Source organism: Micromonospora sp. URMC 107 (assembly GCF_051386315.1).
GTDB lineage: Bacteria > Actinomycetota > Actinomycetes > Mycobacteriales > Micromonosporaceae > Micromonospora.
The window spans coordinates 1-3,868 of the sequence record NZ_JBPQTK010000238.1 but is presented as its reverse complement, the minus strand read 5'-3'; the positions used below and the strand labels follow the sequence as shown (position 1 = coordinate 3,868).

General features: G+C 75.2%; 3 protein-coding genes and 2 pseudogenes. 1 reads left to right on the top strand and 4 read right to left on the bottom strand.

Annotation, left to right across the window (positions count from 1 at the left end; genetic code table 11):
- Nucleotides 1–85: pseudogene (locus tag ACSNN9_RS28045) on the top strand (RNA polymerase-binding protein RbpA); the annotation flags it as partial.
- On the opposite strand, the gene ACSNN9_RS28040 reads toward ACSNN9_RS28045, so the two are convergent.
- The 4 genes and pseudogenes from ACSNN9_RS28040 to ACSNN9_RS28025 all read right to left on the bottom strand — a co-directional run.
- The gene (locus ACSNN9_RS28040) at nt 86–607 is read right to left on the bottom strand and encodes an FxsA family protein (protein WP_436676319.1); all 522 of its coding nucleotides are present in this window, start codon (nt 605–607) and stop codon (nt 86–88) included.
- Between the two features lie 85 nt (nt 608–692).
- Nucleotides 693–1,499: a polyprenol monophosphomannose synthase gene (locus tag ACSNN9_RS28035; RefSeq protein WP_436676318.1), complete on the bottom strand. Its 807-nt coding sequence runs from the start codon at nt 1,497–1,499 to the stop codon at nt 693–695.
- Nucleotides 1,500–1,507: 8 nt separating this feature from the next.
- Nucleotides 1,508–3,174 (bottom strand): annotated as a pseudogene (lnt, locus tag ACSNN9_RS28030) (apolipoprotein N-acyltransferase); the annotation flags it as partial.
- Nucleotides 3,175–3,582: 408 nt separating this feature from the next.
- Nucleotides 3,583–3,868, bottom strand: a 286-nt coding sequence (locus tag ACSNN9_RS28025) for a glutamate mutase L (RefSeq protein ID WP_436676317.1), incomplete at its 5' end; no start/stop codon positions are given.

Here is a 3,868-nt window from a genome sequence, read left to right as displayed (position 1 = left end):
CACGGAGCTCGCGCCGCGTCAGACCCGCGAGTACCTCTGCGCCAAGGGCCACCAGTTCGAGGTTCCGTTCGCCGTCGTGTCCGAATCAGTTCCGGCCGGGCTCGACGATCTCGCCCTCGATGGCCCGACCCCCGTCGACGACAGTCGGCTCGGCCGCCGGCTGCGCAGCCGGCTGCGGGGCGCCGCGACGCACCCGCACCCGGCGCGGCCCGAACAGGTCACCGGCGACCATCGACGACACCCGCCGCTCCGCCGCCCGCTGCACCCCGTCGCGGGCCAACCGGCGCACCGGCGGCACCAGCAGCGACACCCCCACCAGGCCGCTGAGCAGGCCCGGCATCGCCAGCAGCAGCGCACCCAACAGCCCGACGAGACCGTCGGTGACCTGCCGGCCCGGCGGCTGACCGGCCTCCGCGGAGGCCCGGAAGCCACGCCACGCGCGCATCCCCTCGCGCCGCAGCAGCACCAGCCCGAGCAGCGACGCCGCGAACACCGCCAGCACCGCCCAGCCGAACCCGATCGCGCGCCCCACCGCGACGAACACCACCAACTCCAGCAGCGTCGCCGCCAACAGGGCCAACGGCACAAACTTCAATCCTCGGCGCATCTCACCCCATCCGCCATCAGTCGCGCCCGCGGCGCGGTCGCCCCGCGCGGGCGCCGGCGCCCCATCCAGCATGACACGCCGCCGCTCAGGGCCACCGCACCTGACCCGTGGGGGTGCCGTGCAGGCCCCGCCGCACCGCCAGCCGCCGATCCTGCACCCCCCACGCGGTGATCCGCCACAGCGCCTCCGCCACGATCAGCGGGCTCATCTTGCTGCTGCCGCGCTCCCGCTCGGCGAACGTGATCGGCACCTCGACGATGCGCGCCCCCGCCCGGTGCGCCAGCCGGGACAGCTCCACCTGGAACGAGTAGCCCTGCGAGCAGACCGACTCCAGGTCGATCTGGTCGAGGGCCGCCAGCCGGTACACCCGGTAGCCGCCCGTCGCGTCGGACAGCGGCATGCCCAACGCCACCCGCGCGTACAGGTTGCCGCAACGCGACAGCAGCAGCCGCCGCAGCGGCCAGTTCACCAACCGCGCGCCACGCGTCCACCGGGAACCGATCACCACGTCGGCGTCGCGGGCGGCCGACAGCAGCGCCGGCAGGTCCTCCGGGGCGTGCGAACCGTCCGCGTCCATCTCCACCACCGCGTCGAAGCCACGCTCACGCGCCCACGCGAACCCCGCCAGGTACGCCGCGCCGAGGCCCTGCTTGCCCTCGCGGTGCAGCACGTGCACCCGAGTGTCGGCGGCGGCCAGGGCGTCGGCGACCGCGCCGGTGCCGTCCGGGCTGTTGTCGTCGGCGACCAGGATCTGCACCGCCGGCGCGGCACGGCGTACCCGCGCCACGATCCGCGCCACGTTGTCGGCCTCGTTGTACGTCGGGATCACCACGAGCACCCGACCCACGCCCGGATGACCGGTGTCCGGTCGGGTGCCGGTCGTCTCGCCCACCGTCGCTTCCCCTCCGCCGGCGTACCGGCTGGTGTCACCCGGCGTGGTGCCGGCGGCGCAGCACGGCCGCGCCGACCAGGGCCGCCACCGCCAGGGTGGCCAACGCCACCTCCGGCCACAGCCCAACCCGGGTGGCCAGGGTGCGCCCGTCGTCCAGCCGCAGCTGCCGCACCACGACCGCTCGGGTGTTGAACCCGGTGGCGTCGCTTACCCGCCCGTCCGGGGCAACGAACCCGGACACCCCGACCGTGGAGGCCATCAACGCCGGCCGGCCGTGCTCGACCGCCCGCAGCCGCACCATGGCCAACTGCTGACGCGCCTCGGCCACGTCGAACGTGGCGTTGTTGGTCTGCACCACCAGCAGCTGCGCCCCGCCGGTGACGGTGTCGCGGACCACCTCGTCGTAGGCGACCTCGAAACAGATCACGTCGCCCAGCACCGCCGCCCCGGCCCGCAGCACCCCCGGCTCGCTGCCGGGCACGAAATCGGCGCGCACCCGGTCGACCTGCCTGCTGACCAGCCGGGCGAGATCACGCATCGGCACGTACTCGGCGAACGGCACCGGATGCCGCTTGGTGTACAGCTGCTCCAGGTCCGGGCCGCTGCCGGGCCGCCACAGGATCCCCGCGTTGCGGACCTGCCCCTCCCCCGGGCCGCGCAGCACCGCACCGACCAGGATCGGCGCGCCGACCGCGTCGGCGGCCTGCGAGATGCGCGCCCCGGCGTCGGTGTCGCGCAGCGGGTCGATGTCGCTGGAGTTCTCCGGCCACACCACCAGGTCGGGACGCTCCCGCGTGCCGGCGCTCACCTGCCCGGCCAGCTCGATCGTGGCGTCGACGTGGTTGTTGAGCACCGCCTGCCGCTGGGCGTTGAAGTCCAACCCGAGCCGCGGCACGTTGCCCTGCACGATCGCCACCGTCACACTCTCGCCGCCACCGGCGGCGGACACCGGCACCAGCAGCCCCGCCACGGGCACCGCGACCGCCGCCGCGCTCAGCGCCGCCACCGGCGCCCACCGCCGCGGCGACTGCCACGCCCGCCACAGCGCCGCGCCGAGCAGCCCACCGGCCAGCGCCACCGCGAACGTCACCAGCGGCGCGCCGCCCAGCGCGGCCAGCCGCAACAGCGGCGAGTCGCCCTGGCTGAACGCCAACCGCCCCCACGGGAACCCGCCGAACGGAGTGCGGTCGCGCAGCGCCTCCTGCCCCACCCACAGCACCCCGGTCACCGCCGGCCAACCCCACCGCGCCCGGTCCACCAGCGGCGACACGAACGCCCCCGCCGCACCCAGCAGCGCCAGGTAGCCGGCCTGCAACAGCGACAACAACAGCCACGGCAGGTAACCGGTGTGCAGGTTCGTCCAGCTCAACAGCGGCGCGAACAGCGCCACCCCGGCCAGGAGACCCAGGCCCGCGCCCGCGCGCAGCCGACGCCGATGCGTCGCCACGGCCAGCAACGCCACACCCAGCGGCGCCAACGGCCACAGCCCGTACGGAGGAAACGCCGCCAGCAACGCCAGACCGGCCAGCACCGCCATCGGCGCCGCCACCGGCAACGGCAGCGCCCCCGCCCGCCCGCCGGTCGGCCGACTGTCGTCCCCGGTCGCCGCCGGCACCTTCGCCACGATCACGGGCCGAAGGCTACCCGCCGGCCGGTCGCCGCCCCACCGGACCACACACCTGACAGAGGCCGCGGACACAAATCGGGGCGCGGCTCGCGCCGCGCCCCGATGCTCCCAGGCCCTTCCCGGCCGGTGGGGCGAGAATGAGCTACGCCGACCTTCGGACCGACCCGACGCGGACTGGCTGCCCCCGCCTGGCCGTTGTCTACTGGCCGTGCACCTCACCCTGCCCGTACACCGGTAACCGCGGCCGGTTCGCGCCGCCCCGCCGACCCCCGCCCGCTGGACCTGGCCGCCGCGACGCACTGCTCACATGTCGCTCGGCCAGCGGACGAAGGGACGAAGCGAACAACAGCCGCTTCCCGTAGTAGGACTCAAAGACGGTACGGCGTGCACCCCCGCCGCTGTCAACCCGCCCGGGCCTGTCGTGTGATGCACCACGGCGTGTCGCGTCGGCGAGTCTCAATGCGTACCCAGGTGCCGACGCAGCAACGCCCCCGCCGCCTCCGGATGCTCGGCGGCCAGCAACCCACCGGCGGCCAACACGTAGTCGACATCGACGACCGGCCGGGCCGCGCGCGGCAACGGCCACCCACCGGCATGATCGGCCAACACCGCACCCAACACACCGGCCGCGTCCGCCGCCGCGGCGTGCCGCAGCACCCCACCAGAGCCCACCAGCAGCCGCACGTCGCGCAGGTCCCGCCCGGCCCGCTCCCCCGTGGCCGCCCCCCGCGCGTGCCGGCGC

Coding starts and splice junctions, on each gene's coding strand:
- ACSNN9_RS28040 (WP_436676319.1), bottom strand. CDS start 607: ATGCGCCGAGGATTGAAGTTTGTGCCGTTGGCCCTGTTGGCGGCGACG.